General features: G+C 39.5%; 17 protein-coding genes, 1 tRNA gene and 1 other annotated feature. Of the genes, 2 read left to right on the top strand and 16 right to left on the bottom strand.

Annotated elements, in window-relative coordinates; translation table 11 throughout:
* Positions 1–2: 2 nt before the first annotated feature.
* The 11 genes from leuB to IGI68_RS07915 form a co-directional block, all read right to left on the bottom strand.
* A complete protein-coding gene (gene leuB / locus IGI68_RS07965; protein ID WP_438732108.1) occupies positions 3–1,058 on the bottom strand; it encodes a 3-isopropylmalate dehydrogenase in 1,056 nt (351 codons plus the stop codon).
* On the bottom strand, positions 1,058–2,578 hold the full coding sequence (locus IGI68_RS07960) for a 2-isopropylmalate synthase (protein ID WP_438732106.1): 1,521 nt from the start codon (positions 2,576–2,578) through the stop codon (positions 1,058–1,060). Before IGI68_RS07960 ends, leuB begins: the two co-directional genes overlap by 1 nt.
* 347 nt (positions 2,579–2,925) lie before the next feature.
* Positions 2,926–3,399, bottom strand: a complete 474-nt coding sequence (locus IGI68_RS07955; RefSeq protein ID WP_438732104.1) for a DUF3955 domain-containing protein — start codon at positions 3,397–3,399, stop codon at positions 2,926–2,928.
* Positions 3,400–3,619: 220 nt separating this feature from the next.
* A complete protein-coding gene (locus IGI68_RS07950) occupies positions 3,620–5,059 on the bottom strand; it encodes a gluconokinase (RefSeq protein ID WP_438732102.1) in 1,440 nt (479 codons plus the stop codon).
* 3 nt (positions 5,060–5,062) lie between these two features.
* The gene (gene gnd, locus IGI68_RS07945; RefSeq protein ID WP_438732100.1) at positions 5,063–5,977 is read right to left on the bottom strand and encodes a phosphogluconate dehydrogenase (NAD(+)-dependent, decarboxylating); all 915 of its coding nucleotides are present in this window, start codon (positions 5,975–5,977) and stop codon (positions 5,063–5,065) included.
* 503 nt (positions 5,978–6,480) lie between these two features.
* Positions 6,481–6,849, bottom strand: a complete 369-nt coding sequence (locus IGI68_RS07940; RefSeq protein WP_438732098.1) for a DUF2500 domain-containing protein — start codon at positions 6,847–6,849, stop codon at positions 6,481–6,483.
* 155 nt (positions 6,850–7,004) lie between these two features.
* On the bottom strand, positions 7,005–9,725 hold the full coding sequence (locus tag IGI68_RS07935; protein WP_438732097.1) for a YhgE/Pip family protein: 2,721 nt from the start codon (positions 9,723–9,725) through the stop codon (positions 7,005–7,007).
* A 20-nt stretch (positions 9,726–9,745) separates the two neighbouring features.
* Positions 9,746–10,216, bottom strand: coding sequence for an Rrf2 family transcriptional regulator (locus IGI68_RS07930; protein WP_273229575.1), 471 nt, complete (start codon positions 10,214–10,216; stop codon positions 9,746–9,748).
* A gap of 262 nt (positions 10,217–10,478) precedes the next feature.
* A tRNA-Arg gene (locus IGI68_RS07925) sits at positions 10,479–10,552 on the bottom strand.
* Between the two features lie 148 nt (positions 10,553–10,700).
* Complete coding sequence (locus tag IGI68_RS07920; protein WP_071875009.1) at positions 10,701–11,396, bottom strand: O-methyltransferase; 696 nt, start codon at positions 11,394–11,396, stop codon at positions 10,701–10,703.
* A gap of 185 nt (positions 11,397–11,581) precedes the next feature.
* Positions 11,582–12,967: an ISNCY family transposase gene (locus IGI68_RS07915; protein WP_438730860.1), complete on the bottom strand. Its 1,386-nt coding sequence runs from the start codon at positions 12,965–12,967 to the stop codon at positions 11,582–11,584.
* Positions 12,968–13,118: 151 nt separating this feature from the next.
* Positions 13,119–13,329, top strand: a binding site (T-box leader).
* A 45-nt stretch (positions 13,330–13,374) separates the two neighbouring features.
* Between IGI68_RS07915 and proS the strand changes: the two genes are divergently transcribed.
* Positions 13,375–14,811, top strand: coding sequence for a proline--tRNA ligase (gene proS / locus IGI68_RS07910; protein WP_071875010.1), 1,437 nt, complete (start codon positions 13,375–13,377; stop codon positions 14,809–14,811).
* Positions 14,812–15,133: 322 nt separating this feature from the next.
* On the opposite strand, the gene IGI68_RS07905 is transcribed toward proS, so the two are convergent.
* The 5 genes from IGI68_RS07905 to IGI68_RS07885 all read right to left on the bottom strand — a co-directional run bounded on the left by IGI68_RS07905 (position 15,134) and on the right by IGI68_RS07885 (position 20,881).
* Positions 15,134–16,957: an FtsX-like permease family protein gene (locus IGI68_RS07905; RefSeq protein WP_438732094.1), complete on the bottom strand. Its 1,824-nt coding sequence runs from the start codon at positions 16,955–16,957 to the stop codon at positions 15,134–15,136.
* 3 nt (positions 16,958–16,960) lie between these two features.
* Positions 16,961–17,728 carry an ABC transporter ATP-binding protein gene (locus IGI68_RS07900; RefSeq protein WP_438732092.1) on the bottom strand — a complete coding sequence of 256 codons (768 nt, stop codon included), beginning with the start codon at positions 17,726–17,728 and terminating at the stop codon, positions 16,961–16,963.
* A gap of 155 nt (positions 17,729–17,883) precedes the next feature.
* The gene (locus tag IGI68_RS07895) at positions 17,884–18,888 is read right to left on the bottom strand and encodes a lipoate--protein ligase (protein WP_438732090.1); all 1,005 of its coding nucleotides are present in this window, start codon (positions 18,886–18,888) and stop codon (positions 17,884–17,886) included.
* A gap of 12 nt (positions 18,889–18,900) precedes the next feature.
* Entirely contained in the window at positions 18,901–19,641 is a 741-nt protein-coding gene (locus tag IGI68_RS07890; protein ID WP_438732088.1) for an MBL fold metallo-hydrolase, read from the bottom strand.
* A 151-nt stretch (positions 19,642–19,792) separates the two neighbouring features.
* Positions 19,793–20,881, bottom strand: coding sequence for a M42 family metallopeptidase (locus IGI68_RS07885; RefSeq protein ID WP_438732086.1), 1,089 nt, complete (start codon positions 20,879–20,881; stop codon positions 19,793–19,795).
* Positions 20,882–21,186: 305 nt separating this feature from the next.
* Between IGI68_RS07885 and nrdD the strand changes: the two genes are divergently transcribed.
* Entirely contained in the window at positions 21,187–23,379 is a 2,193-nt protein-coding gene (nrdD, locus tag IGI68_RS07880) for an anaerobic ribonucleoside-triphosphate reductase (protein WP_438732084.1), read from the top strand.
* Positions 23,380–23,390: the final 11 nt, after the last annotated feature.

The following is a 23,390-nucleotide window of genomic DNA, read 5'->3' as shown; positions in this document are numbered from 1 at the left end:
TGTTATTTCTCCTCTCCTTGTATTCGTTGAATCACTGCTTGCGTAAACGCACTTGTACTTGCTGTTCCACCTAAATCACTCGTTAACAAACCCGCTTCCATGGTCGCAAAACAAGCCTCTTCGATTTGATCAGCCATTGTTTCTAACCCAAAAGATTGACGGAGCATTAAACTCGCCGATAACATCATTGAAACTGGATTGGCAATATTTTGACCCGCAATATCAGGTGCTGAGCCATGAATCGGTTCGTATAGCGCAATGCCCGTTTCGCCGTAACTAGCACTTGGTAAGACCCCTAATGTGCCCGGTAACACGGACGCCTCATCACTTAAGATGTCACCAAATAAGTTTTCTGTCACAATGACATCAAATGCACGCGGGTTTTGAATGATTTTCATCGCGGCTGAATCGACATATTGATGACTAAGCGTACAATCTGGAAATTCGAGGGCTACTTCTTCTGCTACGCGACGCCATAATTTACTCGTTGCTAAAACGTTGGCTTTATCCACTGATAAGACTTGTTTTTTTCTGCCTTGAGCAATTTTGAATGCTTGGCGCATAATTTGCCGAATTTCGTCTTCATGATAATAATTCGTGTCATACGCTTCTGTGTCTCCTAGAAAACGTGGTTCCCCGAAGTACATGCCACTTGTGAGTTCCCGGACAATGACAAAGTCTGTCCCTTTAATAATTTCTTCTTTAATCGGCGAGCGATCCAACAAAACATCTGGTACGGTAATCGGTCGAATATTGGCAAATAATTTCAAGGCTTTGCGTAGAGCGAGTAATCCTTTCTCAGGTGTGTTCTCAACGTTTTCCCACTTCGGTCCGCCAATAGCGCCTAATAAAATCGCATCTGCTGATTCACAAGCTTCAAGCGTTGCTTTTGGAAAAGGTTCGCCACAGGAATCAATCGCGGCGCCACCAAAGTCATGCGCTTCAAAGGTAAAAGTGACCTCGCTCTTTTGGGTGATGACTTCTAACACTTCTAAAGCACTCGCCATAATTTCTGGTCCAATACCATCTCCGGCTAATACAACAATCTTCTTTTCCATTATCTTTCCTCCGCTTCTTTCAATTGACTACTTGCCGTTATATAGGCTTTGGCGGAAGCTTGTAGGACATCAAAGTCAACCCCTACGCCATTCGTCTGTTTTTGTTTATTTTTATCTTCTAATGTCACATAGACTTCGGCTTGGGCATCTTCACCACTCGTTAATGCGTTAATTTCATAACGAACCAGTTGCGGTTTATGTTGAAAAATCTGATCGATTGCATTATAGATTGCCTGAATACTGCCCGATCCAATCGCCGATGACGTTAAAATTTCGCCTGCTTTTGTTTTGAGCGAAACAATCGCTCCTTGCAAGCCATTTGAAACATATTGTAGTTGGAGTGCTTCTAAGTGACAGTTTACCTTTTCTTGACGAATATCATCGACTACTAACGCCATCAAATCTTCATCACTCACTTGTTTCTTTTTATCCGCTAATTGCTTAAAGGATTTAAATAATTGCGCTAAATGCTCCCCTTCTAATTGATACCCGAGTGCTTCCATTTTTGTCGCAAACGCATGTCGACCAGATAATTTTCCAAGTGGCAACGAGTTGGTCTGCACACCAACTAATTGCGGCGTAATAATTTCATAAGTTTCAGGATTTTTTAACACGCCATCTTGGTGAATGCCTGATTCGTGGGCATAGGCGTTACCACCAATCACTGCTTTATTTTTTGGAACGTTAATCCCGGATAAACGAGCCACTAAATCACTGGTGCGCTTCGTTTCTTGTAATTGAATCGCTGAGTTCGCCTCGTAAAAATCTTTGCGAATGTGTAAAGCCACCGCGACTTCTTCGAGTGCAGTATTTCCTGCTCGCTCACCGATCCCGTTGACTGAACCTTCCACACGATTGGCACCATTTTCAATCGCTGCAAGCGCATTAGCCGTAGCCATGCCTAAATCGTCGTGGCAATGAGAAGAAAAGATGATTTCTTTTTCACTTTTGATATGACTAATTAAATAGGCAAATAATTCACCGTACTGCGTGGGATTCGAGTAACCCACCGTATCTGGGACATTAATAATTGTCGCTCCTGCATCAATCGCCGTTTGAACCGCTTCTAGTAAAAAAGCACGTTCGGTTCTCGTCGCATCTTCTGGTGAAAACTGAACTTTTTCAAAGAGCGTCGCGGCATAAGTGACGTGTTCTTTAATCGACGCTAAGACTTCTTCTGGCGTCATTTTTAATTTATCTTTCATATGAATAGGGCTTGTCGCTAAAAAAACATGAATTTGAGGGTGAACCGCCTCTTTTAGGGCTTCATAAGCCCGATCGATATCTTGTCGTTGACAGCGTGCCAGTCCTACGACTGTTGCTTTTGTCAAGACTGTTGCGATGCTTTTAACGGCTTCAAAATCGCCGGGAGAAGCAATCGGGAATCCCGCTTCAATCGCATCGACACCCCATTTTTCAAGTTGCAGAGCAATCTGAACTTTTTCTCTTGTATTAAAATTGACACCTGGCGTTTGTTCGCCATCTCTTAAGGAAGTGTCAAAAAATTGAATTGTGCGCATCCGTATCGTCTCCTTTTATTTTAAGTATAAAAAAAGCATTCCATAAAGATTTTTCTTTATGCAATGCGAACAGAACTCTTTTTTTAACCAGAAAAAAGAGTTCCCTAAAATAATAATAAAAATGAATTTTCGACTTGTACGTGAACGCTAACCTTTTCTTTTTTCATTTTCATCACCTAACCAAAGTTTTCTTAAGTAAGAAGATACCCAATTATACAAAAGAAGTCAACCCTTTTGTTTAAATTTTCTGAATATTCAATATATATCATCATTTTTTAATAATTAATACCGATTCAAAAGATAAAAAGACCGATAACCACATTGGCTACCGGTCCGTTCATTGATTACTACATTTGATATTTTACGCGTAAATTATTAAAACCAACTCCGATAAATGTCATCAAGCTACTAAAGATAAATAAAAACCCAATTGGTAGTAAGAAAAAGTTTTCGTGTAACACGCCTTGTGCATCGATGTATTCGACTGAAAGACTTTTTATGACCAAACAGCCAATCCCCATCAATAATAATACGGCACCAATACTAATTGAAATAAGATTCAATTTCGCCCGCCGTGTTTCTTTTCCATCATGAATTAATTTTTCTGCCATGTGTGTCATTTCGTTTCCTCCTAGAATCAATTCGTCCAGAGAAATATGAAATAGTTTGGAAATCCGGACAACCATTTCTAAATCGGGTAAGTTTTTGTTGTTTTCCCAATTCGAAATTGCTTGTCGCGAAACCATTAGTTCGTTAGCGAGTTGCTCTTGGGTTAATCCCCGTTCTTTACGAATCGTTTTTAGTTGTTCACTGAAATCCATCTGTCCTCTCCTCCTGACAAATCCTAGTGTAGAGTGCTCCTTCAAGACACACAAGCCAGACTCTCTTGCCAACACCATTTTGGTTCGCAAGTAACACTTGCATCGTTGATTTAACCACTCTTTTAATCATTTCCATCTAGAAAAAAATTGAAAAGCATTTAACGCTATTTCAGTACTTTACGATAACACTAGCTAAAAAAAAGCCAAGTCACCTACCATCTTACTTGGCTTTTTTGAATTCATTTCGTTCTTTTGCTAAGACTTCTTTAAAACGCTCAAAACTCGTTTGATAAGCATCTGCTTTGATTGGTTCTGGCGCAATGACGGTTAGTTCACTTTGCTTCACAGCAACAACCGATGGGCCAACCAGTGCCACCGCACCAAAAGCCGGTTCTGTATAGTCACTTTGAAGACATTCAGTGCCAAAAATCGCAGCTGTTTCTTGCGCCAGACTTGGAATCGCAAAGAAGCCACCGGATAAGGCAATCCCTTCCTTTTCATGAAGTCGCAAATCACTGTGAATCACCTTTAAATTAAATAAGATTCCTTCGCAAATGGCTCGAATAAAATCGTGTCGTTGATGAGCGAGTGTCATCCCCGCAAACACCCCTTGAACATCTTCTTGCCATAAAGGAGCTCGTTCACCGTTAATATAAGGTAAAAACACAAGACCATTGGCGCCAATCGGACTACTTAGGAGTGCTTTTGGTATCTCAGTAAAAATCTTAAATGGCTGATCATAAAATAACTCATTGACCCATTCGAGTGTTCGTCCTCCGTTATTTGTGGCTCCGCCAATCACCCACTGATTTTTTGCGAGATAGTAACAAAACGTTATTTGTCTATCAGAAATTTTCCGTTCTGAAGACAAATAACGAACTGCCCCACTCGTACCAACGGTCAAACTAATTTTTCGTCCCGTTCCAATCAAGCTTGCATAACTCGCTAATGTACCATCGCTCGCACCAATATAAACTTGAGTACCAAAAGGCAACCCTAATCGTTCAATCATTGTTGGTGTGATGAAAAATGCTTGATTCGTATCGACTACTTGGGGGAGTTGACTCTGATTAACAGATACATACGTCAATATTTCATGATCCCACTCAAACAAAAGCGTATTGAACAAGCCCGTTGCCGATGCGACCGAGTAATCGACTACAGTTTGACCGGTCAGACCTTGCATGACATACGCTTTAATGTCGAGCCATTGGTCTACGCTGGCAAAAAAAGCAGGCTGCTCTTCTTTAAAATAAAGCAGTTTGGCAAAGGGTGACATCGCATGGATTGGAGTGCCTGTATGGCGATAAAATCGTTTAGCCAATTCAGGCTGATTCTCTTTAAATTGCGCGATAATCGATGATGCTCGTTTATCAGACCACAAATACATCTGCTCTGCCTGCCCATTGACGACGGGTATTAAACTATGCATCGCACTACTCAAGACGAGCGAATCAATCCCATAGCGTTCACTGAGGGCTTTTATCCCTTTTAAAACGAGTTGCAAGACGACCTGGGGAACTTGTGTACTTTGGATTGTATCCGATTCATTCATAGGGACAGGATATTTAATCGCATCTAATATGACATAATCTTCTGATGAAAATAAGGTGAATTTGATGGCGGTGGTACCAATGTCAATCCCCAGAATCGTTTGCATGAATTACTCTCCTTTTTTCGTCATTGCATGCCCGCCAAATTGATTTCTGAGCGATGCAATCACTTTTTCTCCGTATTTTTCTTCATCTTTACTCGCATAGCGTGTTAATAACGACTGCGTAATCACTGGTGCGGATAACTCTAAGCGTAAGACTTCTTCGACTGTCCATTTGCCTTCACCAGAAGAAGCAATAACGCCTTCAATTTCGCTTAAATCTGCATCTTGTGAGAGTAAGTTTTGCGTCAACTCCATTAACCAGCTCCGGATAACCGATCCATGATTGAAGACTTTCGCTACCGCTTCTAAGTCATAGTCATATTCTGAATGGTGTAAAATATTAAAACCTTCACCTATTGCTTGCATCATACCATATTCAATGCCGTTGTGGATCATTTTTAAGTAATGGCCACTACCGGCTTCGCCACAAAAAACATAGCCATTGTCCACACATAAGCTCGCAAAAATCGGTTCAATCAATTGGAAGACTTCACGATTGCCACCAATCATCATACAAGCACCGTGTCGAGCACCTGAAACACCGCCAGAGGTGCCGACATCAAAAAAGGTAATCCCTTTGGCTGTAAATGCTTCGTTATGTTTTTTACTTTCGCTATATTTAGAGTTCCCCCCATCAATGAGGATATCGCCCGCCTTTAATAATCTTAAGCAATCATTCATGACCATTTTCGTGATTTCTCCAGCAGGTAACATTAACCAGACAATTTTGGCTTCCGTGTCATTTGATTTTGTTCTTGCCAGTAATGTTTCTAACGATGGAAAAAAGAGACCACCTTTTTCCTCTAACGTTTTGGCAACCGCTGTATTTTGGTCAAATGCTTTGACCGAGTGTCCTTTTTCCAGTAAATTGATGGCAATGTTTAACCCCATTTTTCCTAATCCGACTAAATGAATTTCCACGATAATTCCCCCTTGTTTTAAAAAGCGCTCTTCGTACATGTTATTTTAAGATACACTTCTGTACGCAACGTGTTCAAATTTAGCATAGTGTTTTTGAGGGGTCAATCGCTATTTGAGAATAAATTTTCAATTCTAATATAAGCTAGAAAGATTGATAATTAAAGTAAAAAACACTCTTTTTACCTCGTGAATTACATTAATTTTTACTATAATTCACAAAGATTGATAACTAACTCTTTTTAGAATTATAGTAAATTCGACATAAATACAAATGGGGTTCATTTTATTTTATAGTAGAAATGACTTTATTTTGATTAGTCGACAGCGAAAGATGAAAAAAAAATTAAAAAAAGATGAGGGAAGCTACGCGTTTTTGCATAAGACACTCCGTTTTGCATCTTTGCATCCCACAACGATCATTTTTTCCGAAAAGAATCGAGCAAAAACAGCACAACAAAAAAGCATCTCTCTCAGAGCAAGCAGGCTCTGTATGAGAAATGCATTTATATCTTAAAATCGTTAAATCTTTTTCGTTGAAATGAAAGTTGACCACGATCTCCGACGACATACTTCAAATAATCTTTTCGTTTCACCTCAAATGTTTTTCGCTCTTTTGTCGCAAGTTCAAACGTCAACGTATAATTGGTCCACGAAGAATTCATCCCATTTGAGTCCGTCGAATGATTCGTAGAGGTGACTTTATCGATTAACGTTGCTTGAACGGTTTCTTCTGATGCTTGAGAGTTCTTCACCCCCTCCACTAAACGATAACCGAGCATGCCAAATATAATCAGCAGGGTGATTCCGAAAAAAATGGGCACAACGAACGAAAAAAAATCAAACCCTGAAAAAGGATCAAAAAATAAAGCCATGCAAAACGCCCCTTCCGCTATTCATTTCTTCTAGTGTAGCAATGAAAGACTGACGTGTCTAGCTTTTTTAGCTTTACGTCAACTTTCGCAAAGCTAAAATAAACGGTGCTATGACAACTATCATAACACCGTTTATTAAGATGACGGGTGGGAGCTTAATGTAAAATTTTACCTTCATGTAACTGTTCATTTAGTTTTTTAAAGAATGGTCGAACTTTTGGATAGAGCCAAGTTCCGAGTATGCCAAAAATAAAGGTGATGCTTATAAGAATAAGAATCGGCTGCCACGTATTCGGCCAATAAATACCACCCACGCTTTCACGTAATAAATTAACAGCATACGTAAATGGTAGAAATGGGTGGATGAATTGGAAGAATTTACCAGACATTTCTACTGGATAGTTCCCACCACCGCCTGAAATCGATAAGACTAAAATAATAATCGCCGCTCCTTTTCCTAAATTGCCAAAGAGCGCAACGAGGACGTAAACCATCATCATAAAAGCGAGACCGATTAGTAAAGCAAATAAAACACTATAAAAAGGATTGACGTTGTACGTACCGAGTAACCAATGGTTGCCCACACTCACAATCAGCGCTTGAAAGAGCGCCACAACTAAGAACGTGCCCATCCGTGCGACAAACTGCTGACGCTTTGTATAGTACTTTTGCTCTTCCTTTGTTAATTCAAATTCCGTCGCCGCAATACTTGAAAACAAGACGGCTCCTACCCATAAGCAAAGTGCGGTGTAAAACGGTGCACTTGCGGAACCGTTATTTGGGACAGGATAAACATCCTTTTGATCAATGGTAATCGGATTTGATAGAAAATCACTTTCCATTTGCGCATCGGATTTAAGCAGTTTGATTAATTCATTTAAATTGACATCTTCTTGTCCTTGACGAACCAGATCGGCTACTTTATGAATCCCGGTTCGAATATTCGGCCAATCTTCTTCAATCATTGTAGTGGCTTGCGCTAACGCTTCCGTCACTTGTGGCATTTTTTCATTCATCATTTCAACGGTTGACACCAGATCTGCTTCAACACTAGGAAGATCATTTTGAATAAAAGTCGCCGCCTTTGTTAATTTCGCTTCTATTTTTGGCAATTCATTTTCATATAAATCGGCAGCTGTATGAATTGCCGCAATAATCGTTGTCATATTCCCATTTAAGAGCTCATTTGCTTGGTGAATTTCTTCTTTCACTGCCGGAAGTTGCGCTTGATACTTCTCTAGAAAAGTCATCGCTTGGGTGACCGTTTTTGTTGTATCCGTCAGTAACGTATCCAGTTGTTGTATAAAGGCCTCATCCACAACTTTTCCCGTAACTTTTTTGGCTGTCTCTAATATTTCTTGAAGTTGCTCAAGCATCGGCGCGACTTTTTCATTAATTAAAGTTGGCGTAATAGGTGCTAACAAGTTCGCTAAGTCCCCTGATTCTTGACTAATAATCGTCAATTGTTGTTTTAATTGTGCTAAAGACCATTGATCGACATTCGCACTCACAAAAGCAATGGTCTGTTGCAGTGTTGGAATCTCACTTTGAGCGGTCGCTAATAGCTGAATTAGTGAATCTAAAGAGGTGTTTTCCGTCATCGCTTGAAGCTGCTGCAACATCCCAATTGTTGAAGTGAGCATCTCCGATAAGGCGTTCAATTGATCATTTAAATGTGCCAAGGTTGTCTTGATTTCACTCTTTTGCGTGTCAGTCAACTCGTTATCGCCTAATAACTCCGCTAAACGTTGCGTTGTTTGTTGAATATCTTGGGCGATTGTTGCCACAATTTGAATCCCCGTTCCGATCCCATTCGCAATTTGCGGCAAGGCCGTTTGGATCTCTCCAATACTCGCAGCTATTTCTGGAATCATCTGATTTGCTGTCACCGCTAATTTTTGCACATCAGGTAAAATCATTTGTGCCTGTTCAATCAGCACCAATCCATTCGCTGCCTCTTGTAATGTGTCATCCAGTGTCTGCGCAATGGTATCAAAATCATCGTCAATCATTTGAATTTGCTTCCCTGCATTTTCAATTTCGGGAATTTTTTCTTCGAGCGTCAAAATGAGCTGACCCGATTCTTTTACTTTCGGCATCAGTTTGTTCACTTCAAGCACTTTTTCACCGATTTGATTGACTTCAGGGATAAAGGCCAACATTTCATTGGCTTTGTTCAACTTTTCTTGAAATTCGGGTAGTTTTTCATTCAGCGCAACCACTTCTTGCGTATACCCATCGATTTCTCCTAAACGATCATCCAAATCAAGGAGTTTACCCGTAATTTTATGAATGCTGATGAGGTTGTCATCCAAACTAAAACCAACCTCATTAAAAACCGTGAGTAACGTCTCACTGACCGTGCCAATAAATTCTTGACTAATCGTATCTTTAATCGTATTGGCACCTTTATCGGTGATTTTCGGTGCAATCGCGTTGATTTTTTGATTGACACTATAGTTGATCTCGGGTTTTTGAATCTCTCCATCCACAAAACTAACCAAGTTCGCAGAAAAATCTTTCGGTAAATAAATCCCGCCATAAAACTTTCCGCTCTTCACTCCTTGATCGAGTTCTGCCTTCGAATCAACAAATTGCCATCCGATCGTTTCATTCTCTTTCAGATTCTCGACAATTTGATCGCCAATATTTACTTTTTTATTCAATACGCTCACTGTTTGGTCGTCGGAATAGACCGCAATCGTAATATCTTTCGTATTGGCGTAAGGATCCCATAGCGCGGCAATATTAAACCATGCGTAGAGTGATGGGATGACCATCAACGCAATCATTAATATAAAAGTCAGTTTAGAACGAAAAATTCGTTGCCAATCTAAACAAAATAGTTTTAGTGTTTTTTTCATCCATTGAGTCATTTTTATCTTCTTCTTTCAACCTAGAGTTCATTCCAATTTTTAGTTGGAAGGGGAAATTCATTTTCAAACACTTTCTCCAATATTTCGTTCACCGAGACTTGACGCAGTCGTGCCTCCCAAAGGCGATCGGCTTCTGAAAAATAAGAGGAGATGATGTGATGACCGTTTTGCGCATAGTCATCAAAGCCGGTAAATGCTCGTTGCAATACTCCTTGATCAGGAAAAGAGAGGAACGGCCCTTCGATTGCTTCGACAATTTCTAACAGAGATATATCTGACGGGGCTTTTTCCAAATAGAAGCCGCCATTATTTCCCGAGACCCCACCAATTAAACGAGCCACGACTAACTTCCGTAATAATTTTTTGACATAACTTGGCGAAACCGCAAGTTTTGTATAAATCGTTTCGGAAGAGACTGGGATGCTTTGATGTTGAACGGCGAGCATCGCCATAATCGCAAGTGCTTGTTCAGTCGCGTTGGTTAGTTTCATTAAAATTCATTCCTTTCAGTCATCTTTATTCGCTTTTTCTTTTTTACTATTTATCAGCGATTTGCAAAATCCATTATAGACTTTTATTATCCCTTATGACAAATCAAACAACCTATTCTTAAGAAAAAAATTAAAAATTCGCCAAGTCAATAAGGATTGTGACAATGAAAAAACGACCATTTCTCCTACTTTTCACCAGGAGTAGATATTAAAAAAACACAAAAAAAACCTTTAGAAACCAACGTCTCTAAAGGTTTAAAGATGTACCAGGAGGGATTCGAACCCCCGACCGTTCGCTTAGAAGGCGAATGCTCTATCCGGCTGAGCTACTGGTACAAATAAGCTGAAATGTTCAATTGCTAATTTACCAACAAAAATGAGTTTATCACAATTTAAGCGCTAAAGCAATAGCATTTCAACTCGTTATTTTAACTTCTTTTACACAAAAGATGCTTTGCGAAGGAAATGCCTCCGCAAAAACAAGCTAATCTTCGGCAACAATCTGCACGTCATCTGCTTCTTTTGTAATTAATGCGACGCCATCACCTAATGGGACTAGACTCGTCGTTAAATCAGGATGGGTATTGATCACATGTAAGAATTTTTTTAATTTACGATGAATCGTTCGTTGACTACGCGGAATCGTTTCGATTGGATCTAATACCGTTCCCGCTTGGAAAATATCATCAACCATCAAGACACCGCCTTTGCGTAAGAGACGTAGACACTCCGGTAAAAATTCAATGTATTTGGATTTGGCACTATCCATAAAAATAAAATCATACGATCCGCTCAATGTAGGGAAAATATCCGCTGCTTGACCTTCTAATAGCGTGATTTGCTCCTCATTACCTAGACGCGCATACGTCGCTTTCGCATTGCGAATCATGACATCAAACCGATCAATCGTTGTCACATGAGCGCCTTCACCTGCATATTGCGCCATTAAGCTAGATGAAAAGCCGATTGCGGTTCCAATTTCTAAAATCTTTTTTGGTTGCAGTTGTCCGAGTAAAAATTGCATAAAGACAACCGTCTCATGGGGAATAATCGGTACCCCTTTTTCATTTGCTTCTTTTTGAATCTGTCCCAGTTCACCGGGTAATTGTTTTTGTTCTGTCCGTAAATAATCGACGAGTTCCGGTTTCACGACAGGACGATGCATCATTTCGTTTCGCATCTATTTTTCCTCCAGTTCTTTTCTCACTGTTTGCTATTATACGAAGTTCCAGCTTTTCTTGCAATCGAAAAAAACTTTACCTGTCAAGCGAAAGGTAAAATGTCCTAAACCTTAGGCTCACATTAATGCAAGCTTTTCCTTCGTAAAAACTTGCATTAATGTGACCGTATTTGGTAAAATGAGTGTTAAGCTGCTCGTTCAGCTTCGTATTCTTCGAGTGTTTTTCCGATGCTGCGAAGATATCTTTTGAAAGACTCTAGTTTCCACGGGTGAGATTGTGGGGGAATATACTGGCGTCTTTCTTTTTTTTGCTCTGGAATCGGGTCAAACTCTGTTGAATAGGCGTCATGTTCTTTCAGTCTCCTTGTTGTGTATATTTTTTCAGCGATATTTACATAGATTTCGCCGTTAAACGCTTCGATAACGAGGGCTTTTGATCCGCGTGTAAAGTACTGATCTTCGCTACCCTCCGTCGGTAAATAGTAGTTATTTTGATACCGAATGTGATGTCCACTATCGATTTTTCTATTTGCGACTCGTGCTAATAATAAATTCATCTCTGATTTCGTAGGTGCCTTCTCATAGATTGATTCCTTCGTCTTATTACCAAACTTCCTATTAAATGATTGAATCCATTTTGTTAAAAAATGATTGGCTTCCTCAATAGATTGGATCCCTGCTAATTCTAAATCTACAGGAAGTCGTGATTGAACCGTGCCGTTTAATCGTTCTACACGGCCTTTCGCTTGTGGAATAGAGGAGGTACGAATGTCAATACCGAGTTGATGGCAGGCAAAACCAAATTGCGTGAAGGTATCTTCCTCAACGACTTTCTTGGTTTTGGATTGATAGTCAAAAACGGTTCGTTTATCGGTTAAAAAAGCTAAAGGAATCCCTCGGTTACGGAGGATCTGATGGAGCACATGATAATAGCCATTGAGCGTTTCTTGCGTGTCGAAATACCCACCAACAATATCCCCAGAAGCGTCATCAATCGCTAAGTGAAGATGGGTGACGTCGTTCCCGAACCAATTGTATGAACTGGCATCCATTTGAATCAGCTCTCCTTGGTATTTTTTCCTAGAGCGGCTAGGATGGATTTTTTCGGGTGAAGCCAGTTGATCTTCGGCTCTTGGAAGCAGTGGATTATCAAGCTTTGTCTTTGCTTTCATTGATTGCGCTTTGATTCGAGCTTTTATTTTTTTTCGTGTCTTTCTTTGTGTTTTAGGTGAGATAATATTCGCTAGGTATAAAATATTTCGAATCGTTGTATCGGTGTAACAGATCGCATAATCCTCCTTTAATATTTCAGTAAAGTGCTTCACATTCGGTTTTATATTAAACTGTTGATAAAGCCCAATGATTTGTTTTTTTACATTCTCTGGTACGGCGTGTATCTGTTTTTTTCCTCTATTGCCGTGTGAAAAAACAGCCTTTCCTCCTTCTTGATATTTTCGAATTAATCGATTGACTTGCCTGATCGAGAGATCTAGTTCAACACAAGCTCTCTTCTTATCTTTTCTTTTTTCTGCGACCGCTTTTATTACGTTATATTTTTTATCTTCATTCATTGTTAGTATTATCCTTTTCATGGTTTGATTTTATCACGAAGGGACATTTTATGCTTCGACTACATTAAGACATTATCATGTTCGAACGATATTCTTGCAATCGAAAAAAACTTTACCTTGCTTTTTTCGCCTATTCTGATTAGTATATAGAAGTAAGATTTGGAATAGTAGCAAAAAAAATGTTTTTAGAGAGTTTACCCTTGGCTGAGAGGTAAACAACCCCTGTTTTTTGCGAACCTACCAATGGTAATGATTATGAAAGTAATCGGGGGAAAGCCCTTATCCTTTAAGCAAGAGGCCTTTTCAGATAAAGAAAAAGCAATCAAGGTGGTACCGCGAAATTCAAGTATTTCGTCCTTTTTTAGGACGGGATACTTTTTTTATTTTATAAAGGAGGATTTTTAGTAATGGTTGAACAAAAAAATGATTTTACACAGTGGTATTTAGATACCGTCCAAAAAGCAGAGTTAATGTCTTATTCACCGGTTCGTGGCTCAATTATTTTCCGTCCTGACGGTTATGAATTATGGGAGCACATTCAAGAAGAATTCAACAAATTTTTACGCAACGAAGGGATTCGAAACGCCTACTTCCCAATGTTAATTCCAAAACACTTTTTCATGAAGGAAGCCGATCATATTGAAGGGTTTGCCCCAGAATTACCATGGGTAACAGAGGTTGGAGATGAAAAATTAGAAGAGCCTTTAGCACTTCGTCCAACATCTGAAACGATGATTGGTTCGGCATTTTCAGACTGGATTAATTCTTATCGTGACTTGCCTTATGAAATTAATCAATGGGCGAACGTTTTCCGTTGGGAGAAAAAAACATTGCCATTCTTACGGACATCTGAGTTTTTATGGCAAGAAGGACATACAGCGCATCAAGATGAAGCAGACGCTCGTACGCGTACGCTCTCTGTTTTAGATGAGTATGCTCGTTTATGTGAAGAATTCTTAGCGATTCCTGTCTATAAAGGACAAAAAACACCTTCTGAACGTTTTGCAGGTGCGGTAGATACCTATTCTGTTGAAGCCATGATGCAAGATGGGAAAGCCGTTCAAGCTGGAACTTCTCACTACATGGGAACAAAATTTGCCGAAGCTTTTGATATCACTTATTTAAATAAAGAAAACAAACACGTCCATGCGCATACGACTTCATGGGGGGTGTCAACACGCCTACTCGGTTCTGTTATCATGACACATGGCGATGAAAAAGGCTTGATCTTACCTCCAACGATTGCGGCGCATCAAGTTGTCTTAATGCCGGTAGGTCCTTGGAAGAAAAATCCTGCCATCATGGAAAAACTCGATGACATTTACGCTGAATTAAAAGCACTCGGTATCCGCGTTCGTCTTGATGATTCAGATAACTCACCTGGTTATAAATTCAATGAGTGGGAACTAAAAGGCGCATGTATTCGGATCGAATGTGGCCCTCGCGACTTAGAAAATGGTCACGTGATGCTAAAAGTTCGTGACTTAGCAGAGAAAGAAAAAGTGAGCTTTGAGACGTTAATTGAAAACATCCAAGCAAACTTAACGGCGATGACTCCTCGCTTATTAGCAAATGCGAAAGCGCGTAACAAAGAAAACGAACATTTCCACATTAATACGTTAGATGAATTAAAAGCTCACATTGAAAAATGTAAGGCAGAAAATACCCCAACTGGTTTTGTGTTAGTTGGTTGGGATGGTACGGATGAAACCGAAGCGAAAATCAAAGAAGAAACAGGCTTCACCACTCGTAATATTCCATTTGAAGTCCCAATGGAAAAAGCAACCGATATCGTGACAGGCGAACCTGCCAAACATACACTATGGATCGCTCGCGCTTACTAATTTAATGAGGGTTCGTCGTCACAGAAGCGATTGTGATTGACTACCTTGTTAGTGAGTGAGACATCGTCAAATAGGATCAAATCATTTTTTCCCTATTGTTAAACCTCCGAGATTGATCACCATCAATCTCGGAGGTTTTTTCGACAGATTCAGAGGAATGCTATTTACAAATCGAAATCGATTCTTTTTAAGTTACGATTGAAAAAATTCGACTGTTTGACATTCAGTACGATACTGAATATCAAACAGTCGAATTGCTACGACAGCTTAAAACTACGAACTTTATAGATTACTTCTAGGATGTTGGCGCACAACCTTTCCCTTATTTTTTCGGCAATACAATGTTTTTATACAACATCACTGTGAGAACATAATAGAGGAAATAAATGACTAGAAAGCCTAAAAATGGCACGCCAATATGTTGATAAGGCTTTGGAATCAGCAGTTCAAACATTTTTAAGCCAAACAAGACATGTAACGTACCAAGCAATCCTGGGACAAAAAAGACGACGGCTATTTCTTGTGCGATTGAACGGGATAACAGGCTATTTGAGACGCCAATTTTGTGTAGCATATTGTAACGTTGGATATCTTTATACGCACTCGATAGCACTTTGAACATTAAGCAGCTCGCTAACATCGCTAAGAAGGCAATCCCTAAGAAAACACCCATAAAGACAAAGCCACCTACTAAACCATCAATCGTCGTGTACATCACGATTTTACTCGTAACCATCGCCGGCTCTTCTAGGCCCGCACTTTCGATTTGATCGATTGTTTTCAATACTGGAATAGCCTCTTGAAAGTTTGCCATCTGATAAGTATGAATCGTTCCAACTTCACCACTCAATTGTTCAAATGTCGCTTGATCAACGATTTGATATTCCGGCGCACCAAGATATGGCGTATATGGATCAGCTAATAAACCAAATCCTTGCATGATGTCATAATTGCCTTCTTCATCACTTTCGTAACTATACCTATCCCCTGCTTTTATTTTCGTATAAGGGACCACTTTATTCCCAAAATTACCGCCATCTTTCACAAAAATCGGCGCTTCTTTTAATTCATCTGCTAAAAAGAAAGAGGTTGTACCTTCCTGTTTGATATGGTACGTATACTCTTTCTCGATTGACAACGAATCCACTTGATTTAACGTTTCTTCTCCTGGATTGTATAAAACAAGATCATATGGCATTTGATTTAATAACGCTTCTTTGTAATTGTTAAAAGCATTCCCGACAGATACCGCACCTAAAGAAAGCGCAACTAACATCGCCACCATTCCCAGAACACGACTCAAGGCGCTGGCTTTAAAACTTAATTGAGATAAGGTAAACATGCGTAATTTTTTATTGGCGAAGCGACGGTGATTTTTTAAGCGATTGGTGACAAATGGAAATAACGCGCTGAAGAATAAAAATGTCCCAAAAGTAATCGTAAATAAGGCAATCACTAGACCTGTCACCCCAAGGGTCATCAAATTCCATAAAGAGGCGTACCCAACCCCTAAGAGAATGAGCGAAAAAAAGGTTAAACCACCTGTCAAAAGAGGAGAAGGACGAAATGTTTCAACGACGTCTTCTTCTTTCAAGAGTTGTAATAACTTCGTGCGAGAAAATTTCAAGCCATTCAAAAGCGCCGTGAATAGAAATAAGATGCTAAAAAATAGAATGGTGACGCCCATGGCCATCGGTGAGAAGGCTTGGTAAAGTTCACTAGTCACGTCTAAACGGGCCATTAAAGATTGCGTCATTCCTTGCGCGAGGCCCATCCCAATGACTAATCCGATCACTAACGAGACACAACCAATCACGAGTGTTTCGATAGCCATCATTTGTTTGATTTTCGTTTTCTTTGCGCCAAGCATTAAATACATACCATATTCTTTTTTGCGCATTGAAAGTAAGAAGGAATTGGCATAAAAAATATAAACAACCGTAATAATAGCAAGCAAAACTGTCCCTAATTGAAAAATGATTCCAATATCTGCGAGTGTTGGGATGACCTCTGCAAGAAAAGTTGAATTAAACGCCATTGTTTGAAAGAGATAAAAAATAGCAACAGAAATCACTAAACCGGCTAATAAAACGACATAATCTTGCCACCGTTTTTTGACACTAATAAAGGATAATTTCCAAGTCATGGCTTACACCTGACTTTCATCGAAATCAACGTGTGACAAAATAGCTAAGATTTCTTGGTAAAAAACTTGTTGATTGGCATTTCGAGTAATTTCTTTATAGATTTTCCCATCTTGAATAAATAAGATTCGTTTACAATAACTGGCACTCATCGGATCATGAGTCACCATTAAAATCGTTGTTTGGTAGTCTTCATTTAGGTGACGTAACGCTTCAAGTAAATTTTTGGCATTCTTAGAATCTAAGGCCCCTGTTGGTTCATCTCCTAGTAATAACTTGGGTTGATGAATCAAGGCTCTAGCAGCTGCTGCTCGTTGTTTTTGGCCTCCTGAAACTTCTGCCGGATATTTATCCAAGATTTCTGAAATTGCTAGTATCTTAGCCATTTTTCGAACTTGTGTCTCAATTTTTTTCGACGCAACGCCTTGTAATGATAAGGGCAAAGCAATATTTTGGAACATCGTTAAATTTTCTAGTAAATTAAAATCTTGGAAGATAAAGCCAATGTTTTGACTACGAAACTGCGCTAATTGATTTTCTTTCATCCCCGCTAATGGTTGACCGGCAATCATCACTTCCCCTTGCGTTGGTTGATCGAGGGCAGATAACATATTTAATAAGGTCGTTTTACCTGAACCAGAAGGCCCCATAATTCCGACAAATTCGCCTTCTCCGACTGAAAAGTCAATTTTCTTTAAGGCCTCATACTGCTCACTGCCCTTTTTTCCATAGACTTTTTTTACCTGATTCACTGTCACAACGTTTTGTTTCATTGCTTTTCCCTCCATATTTTGTGTCTTTATTAAATCTATCACAGGTTTTTTCGGAAAAAATCAGCCTTAAGTCCTTATCTGTTCTCGGTCTTTTGCCCCTAAAAAAAAAACACCGCGCCTAATTTCTTAGACGCGATGCTCTGGTGATTGACTGCTTAGTAAATCAATGTGAATAAATCTTCTGCTGTAATATTGCCAAAATATTTCGCAATATCAATCTTACTGATAGCTTCTTTTAAGGCTTCTTTTTCATATTTTGTGCCAATTAACTGCTCTTCCACATCTTTGATTTCACCTAATCCAAAGAAATCGCCAAAGATTTTTAAATCCGTGATGACTCCCTTTTGGACATTCATTTTTATTTCGACGGAACCAATTGGGAATCGTTTACGGCGTTCCAATTCAAACTTCGGCGATTTTCCGTAATTCCAGTCCCAATTAGCGTAGTATTTAGCGGAGATTTCGTTCACTTTTTGCCAATCCTCTTCGGTTAATTCATATGTTTTAATATCATCCATTGAATCAACCCCAAAAATTTTAAGCAAGATAGCTTGACGAAAATCTTTCGTGTCCATTGCTTCATGATGTTCATCTAAGAATGGTTTAATATTTGTCACACGTGAGCGAATCGATTTGATCCCTTTTGACGCAATTTTATCCGCACGTACTTTTAATGCATTTACCACTTCATCAATTTCACTATCAAACATAATCGTTCCATGCGCAAACATCCGGCCATTCGTTGCATACATCGCATTCCCTGAAAACTTCTTGTCCTCAATCACCAAATCATTGCGCCCTTTTAACTCGGCACCCGTCACCCCTAACTCATGTAACGCTTGAATAATTGGTTGCGTCACTTTGGCAAAATCACGGAATGAATTACCATCGTCCGGCATGATAAAACTAAAGTTTAAGTTTCCATAATCATGGTACACTGCGCCCCCGCCACTTAAACGACGCACAACATGGATTCCTTTTTCATCGACATATTCTTGGTTAATTTCTTCAATCGTATTTTGATTGCGCCCAATAATAATGGACGGTTCATTAATATAAAACAATAAAATTGGTTCATCTACCGTTAATTCCTGCAATAAAAATGTTTCTAAGGCTAGATTGATTCGTGGATCGGTTAATTCATTTGGCACAAAAATCATGTAAGATTCCTCCTAGAGTGTAAAAACTTTTCCGACTGCTGCGAGTGAGACGACCACGTCTTCCCCTGCTGCGAGTTGGGCTTCTTCTTGTAATTGTTGTAAATCCCCAAATTGAGGTAGGTGGGTTAGAGCTAACTGTTTCACACCCGCTAAACGCGCTAATTCACCGGCTTCTTGGGAAGTAAAATGTGCAAAATGCCGTTCATTTCCGGCAAATAAATACGTATCTGCTAAAAATAAGTCCGCTTCTTTTGCAAATTCGATAAATCCTTCTAAATAGCCCGAATCCCCCGTGAAGACGAATACTTTTCCGGTCGACTTTTCCACAATCCGCATCGCGTAACACACAACCGGGTGGATTGTTTTCATAAAGGTGATGGAAAAAGGCCCCATTTCAAGGCTTTCGTCTGCCAAGTAGTTATAGCCCTGTGAAACATTTGGAAGAGATAAGCTGTCAAAATGAACCGAATCTTCGTTATGACCATAGATCGGCAAGAGTTTGCGGTCACTTGTTTTTGGGTACAGTTGCCAGTAATACTGTAAAACGCCTAAATCTGCGATGTGATCATGATGATAATGACTCAAAATCACCGCATCTAACGCCAATGGATCGAGTACTTTTTGTAACTGAAGCAAACTGCCACTACCTGCATCAAGCAATAAATTAAATTCAGCTGATTGTAACAAAAAACTGGTCGTTCCCTCTCCTTGATAAGGATAAGCCCCTAGACAGCCTAAAGTCGTAATTTTCATTGGTCGACACCTCCCACAATAGATTATCATAGATTCAAAAAAATAGATGAAATGAAGCATTTTTTGAACAGCATTTTGCTGCCTATTCGCGTGCGATGCATCAAAAAGACCTGATTCATTTACGACTCAAGTCTTTTTGACCGTTATGTGATTAATAACTCAGTAATTCTTTCACCGCAGCGTCATCTAAACGACGAACGACTTCAGTCACTAATTTAACGGTATTTAAATAATCATCTTCATGCATCACAGAAGTGTGTGAATGTAAATAACGAATCGGAACTGTAATGGCAATCGTTGGAACTCCTTTACGATTTAAGTGCATTTGTCCACCATCCGTGCCGCCACCTGCAATCACCGTATATTGGAAAGGAATCTCTAGCTCTTCTGCCACATTCACGACAAAGTTCAATAATTTTTTGTGCGGAATTAAAGAAGCATCAAAAATTAAGACTTGCGGTCCTTGTCCTAAGACAGAATCGGCTTCTTTAGGTGTCATACCTGGTGTATCCCCAGCTGTCCCTGTATCAAGCGAAATCGCAATGTCAGGATTGACTAAATAAGAACTCGTGCGTGCGCCTCGAAGACCAACTTCTTCCATAACGCTACTACCGGCAAATAAACAATTATCGTGTCCCTCTTTGGCTAGATTTTCTAACACACGTAATGCAACAGCTGTACCCGCACGGTTATCCCATGCTTTTGCAAGTAAAAATTTACTGCCGTTCATGCGTTTGTACTCAATATACGGCGTAATCATATCGCCTGGACGAATGCCCCAAGCTTTTGCTTCTTCTTGACTAGAAGCCCCAATATCAATAAACATATCTTTAACTTCATAAGGTTGCTTGCGTGCTTCAACGCTTAAAACATGCGGCGGTTTTGACCCAATCACGCCATGAATAATCTGACCGTCTTGCGTTTTAATTTCGACTTGTTGAGCCAACATGACTTGACCCCACCAACCACCTAACGTTTGAAACTCGATAAAGCCTTTTTCGGTAATTTTTGTTACCATAAAACCGACTTCATCCATGTGACCACTAATAAAGATTTTTGGTCCGCCACCTTTACTGCCGGCGTGTTTGGCGATGACGCTCCCGATACCATCAAAGAAAATGTCATCTGCATAGTCTTTCGCATATGTCTTAAAGACTTCTCGAACTTCTTCTTCATTGCCCGGTACACCGCGAGCAGAAGTTAAATCAATCAATAATTGTTCTTCTTTTTGTTCTAACATGACTTGCCACTCCTTTAAGTTTGAATACGCTCTTAATTATAGCATTTCTAATCTTCTTTACTAGCCTTTCTCTTTTTATTTCTATATTTGAATTATACAATACAATCTTTTTTTATTCATTATGTGTAGAAAAAAACAAATGAAAATGCGATATTTCATCTGTTTTACGAACGTATATTTAATGCATAAACACTATATATGGTGTTTTCTTTTCCTTGTCAAGTCTTTTTAACACAATATATAGGTTGATTATCCTAAAGTTTTATCCTATTATAAGAGAGTAGAATTTAAAGGAGTGAGTACAAATGATGAACCTTAAGAGAAAAGATACACAAATGCATCGCGCACAAAAAGGATTAGATAGTATGAAGATTATCAAGCGTGATGGTCGTCTAGTCGATTTTGATGATCAGAAAATTTATGATGCATTAGTTAATGCCAAACGCCAAATTTCAGGTGAGCTTTCTCCTCTTGATCATCAACTAATTTTAACGATTGTTGAAAAAGTTGATCTCGAAATTGCCCAACGATTTGTTGATAATATTAAAATTTATGAAATTCAAAATATCGTCGAACATATCCTCTTAGAAAGCGGGGAGTATGCCCTAGCAGAACATTATATTAGTTATCGCACACGACGGGATTTTGAACGCAGTAAAGCGACAGACATTAATTTTACGATTGAAAAACTGATGAATAAAGATCAGCAAGTCGTCAATGAAAACGCGAATAAAGACAGTGACGTCTTCAACACCCAACGCGATTTAACCGCTGGAATTGTCGGAAAATCGATTGGCCTAAAGATGCTTCCACCACATGTCTCAAATGCGCATCAAAAAGGCGATATTCATTACCATGACTTGGATTATCATCCGTATTCACCAATGACCAATTGTTGTTTAATTGATTTTCAAGGGATGTTAAACAATGGCTTTAAGATTGGAAATGCAGAAGTCGAATCGCCAAAATCGATTCAAACTGCGACTGCTCAAATTTCACAAATTATCGCAAACGTTGCATCTAGCCAATATGGTGGCTGTTCTGCTGACCGAATTGATGAATTACTTGCGCCTTTTGCGAAATTAAACTATGAGAAACATCTGCTAGATGCCAAAGAATGGATTGACGGCGAGGAACGCCAACAAGCCTATGCGCGACAACAAACGCAAAAGAATATTTATGACGCCATGCAAAGTCTAGAATATGAAATCAATACCTTGTTTACGTCAAATGGCCAAACACCCTTTACATCACTTGGTTTCGGTCTTGGCACGAATTGGTTCGAACGTGAAATTCAACGAGCAATTTTGCTTAATCGTATCAAAGGGCTAGGTAAAGAAGGCCGAACAGCTATCTTTCCTAAATTAATCTTCTCAATGAAACGCGGTGTCAATGCGAATCCAGAAGATCCAAATTACGACATCAAACAACTCGCCTTGGAATGTGCAACCAAACGGATGTATCCAGATGTTTTAAACTATGACAAATTAGTCGAGCTGACTGGTAGTTTTAAAGTACCTATGGGTTGTCGCTCGTTCCTTCAAGGTTGGAAAGATGAAAATGGCAACGAGGTCAATGTTGGAAGAATGAATTTAGGTGTCGTGACGCTTAATCTCCCTCGAATTGCCTTGGAAGCAAATGGCAGTATGGAACGCTTCTGGAGTCTGTTAGAAGAACGCTTGAGTATTGTCAAAGATGCCTTGATTTACCGCACCGAGCGTTGCAAAGAAGCCTCACCAGAAAACGCTCCTATCTTATATATGTATGGCGCTTTTGGTAATCGTCTAAAACGCGGCGAAAAAGTCGATCAACTGTTTAAAAACCGTCGGGCAACGGTGTCATTAGGGTATATTGGTCTTTACGAGTCAGCTGCTGCCTTTTATGGTGGTGATTGGGAAACAAATAAAGAAGCCAAAGATTTCACCTTAGCCATTTTGAAATCGCTCAAAGCACACGTCGATGATTGGTCCAATGAATATGGCTATCACTTTAGCGTTTATTCCACACCGAGTGAAAGTCTAACCGATCGTTTCTGTCGTCTAGATACCGAAAAATTCGGCGTCGTACCTGATATTACGGACAAAGATTATTACACGAATAGTTTTCACTATGATGTTCGGAAAAATCCAACACCATTTGAAAAACTAGACTTTGAAAAAGATTATCCTGAATTTTGTTCCGGCGGCTTTATTCATTACTGTGAATATCCTGTCTTACAACAAAATCCAAAAGCATTAGAAGCTGTTTGGGATTATTCTTATGATCGTGTCGGCTATTTAGGCACAAATACCCCGATTGACCATTGTTATGAGTGTGGATTTGAAGGTGACTTCAATCCAACTGAACGCGGATTTGAATGTCCCCAATGTGGAAACCATGATCCAAAAACCTGTGACGTGGTAAAAAGAACGTGTGGTTATTTAGGGAATCCGCAAGCGCGTCCGATGGTTCATGGACGTCACAAAGAAATTTCAGCTCGCGTTAAACACATGAAATAAACAAAAAGGAA

This window comes from Enterococcus sp. DIV1314a (genome assembly GCF_051713805.1).
GTDB lineage: Bacteria > Bacillota > Bacilli > Lactobacillales > Enterococcaceae > Enterococcus_I > Enterococcus_I aquimarinus.
This window is presented reverse-complemented; position numbering and strand designations above follow the sequence as displayed.

Excerpts from the sequence above, each read along its gene's own strand:
- IGI68_RS07915 (WP_438730860.1), bottom strand. The coding sequence starts at position 12,967 with ATGAATGAAGATAAAAAATATAACGTAATAAAAGCGGTCGCAGAAAAA.
- IGI68_RS07955 (WP_438732104.1), bottom strand. The coding sequence starts at position 3,399 with ATGGATTTCAGTGAACAACTAAAAACGATTCGTAAAGAACGGGGATTA.
- IGI68_RS07905 (WP_438732094.1), bottom strand. The coding sequence starts at position 16,957 with ATGACTTGGAAATTATCCTTTATTAGTGTCAAAAAACGGTGGCAAGAT.
- IGI68_RS07935 (WP_438732097.1), bottom strand. The coding sequence starts at position 9,725 with ATGACTCAATGGATGAAAAAAACACTAAAACTATTTTGTTTAGATTGG.
- leuB (WP_438732108.1), bottom strand. The coding sequence starts at position 1,058 with ATGGAAAAGAAGATTGTTGTATTAGCCGGAGATGGTATTGGACCAGAA.
- IGI68_RS07940 (WP_438732098.1), bottom strand. The coding sequence starts at position 6,849 with ATGGCTTTATTTTTTGATCCTTTTTCAGGGTTTGATTTTTTTTCGTTC.
- IGI68_RS07895 (WP_438732090.1), bottom strand. The coding sequence starts at position 18,888 with ATGATTTTTGTGCCAAATGAATTAACCGATCCACGAATCAATCTAGCC.
- proS (WP_071875010.1), top strand. The coding sequence starts at position 13,375 with ATGGTTGAACAAAAAAATGATTTTACACAGTGGTATTTAGATACCGTC.
- IGI68_RS07890 (WP_438732088.1), bottom strand. The coding sequence starts at position 19,641 with ATGAAAATTACGACTTTAGGCTGTCTAGGGGCTTATCCTTATCAAGGA.
- IGI68_RS07885 (WP_438732086.1), bottom strand. The coding sequence starts at position 20,881 with ATGTTAGAACAAAAAGAAGAACAATTATTGATTGATTTAACTTCTGCT.
- IGI68_RS07950 (WP_438732102.1), bottom strand. The coding sequence starts at position 5,059 with ATGCAAACGATTCTGGGGATTGACATTGGTACCACCGCCATCAAATTC.
- IGI68_RS07900 (WP_438732092.1), bottom strand. The coding sequence starts at position 17,728 with ATGAAACAAAACGTTGTGACAGTGAATCAGGTAAAAAAAGTCTATGGA.
- nrdD (WP_438732084.1), top strand. The coding sequence starts at position 21,187 with ATGATGAACCTTAAGAGAAAAGATACACAAATGCATCGCGCACAAAAA.
- IGI68_RS07920 (WP_071875009.1), bottom strand. The coding sequence starts at position 11,396 with ATGCGAAACGAAATGATGCATCGTCCTGTCGTGAAACCGGAACTCGTC.
- IGI68_RS07960 (WP_438732106.1), bottom strand. The coding sequence starts at position 2,578 with ATGCGCACAATTCAATTTTTTGACACTTCCTTAAGAGATGGCGAACAA.
- IGI68_RS07930 (WP_273229575.1), bottom strand. The coding sequence starts at position 10,216 with ATGAAACTAACCAACGCGACTGAACAAGCACTTGCGATTATGGCGATG.